The following is a 261-nucleotide window of genomic DNA, read 5'->3' on the forward strand; positions in this document are numbered from 1 at the left end:
ATCGCCACGCCGCTTTCGGCTTCGCGCAGAAAGCCGATGACCTGCTCGTCAGTAAAACGTTTCTTCACGTCCAATCTCCTCGGGGTAGGGAATTGGACTCCAAACTGAGGCGCTACTCAAAATTGGGTGGACGTCGTGGCAGCAACTGCTCGGGCTGATCGCGCCGCGCTATCCGGTGTCGGGGCGGCCAGGGCGGCAGCCGTACGCCCTGGCGACGATGTTGCGGATTCATCTGCTGCAGCAGTGGTATGCGTTGAGCGA

At 60.9% G+C, this 261-nt stretch carries 2 pseudogenes; one reads left to right on the plus strand and one right to left on the minus strand.

The annotated features are described in order from the left end of the window. A pseudogene (locus F7R02_RS27730) lies at nt 1–68 on the minus strand (transposase); the annotation flags it as partial. 68 nt (nt 69–136) lie between these two features. On the opposite strand from F7R02_RS27730, the pseudogene F7R02_RS26050 reads away from it, so the two are divergent. After that, nucleotides 137–261 (plus strand): annotated as a pseudogene (locus F7R02_RS26050) (transposase); the annotation flags it as partial.

It is taken from the genome of Xanthomonas cissicola, from assembly GCF_008801575.1.
GTDB classification, from domain to species: Bacteria; Pseudomonadota; Gammaproteobacteria; order Xanthomonadales; family Xanthomonadaceae; genus Xanthomonas; species Xanthomonas cissicola.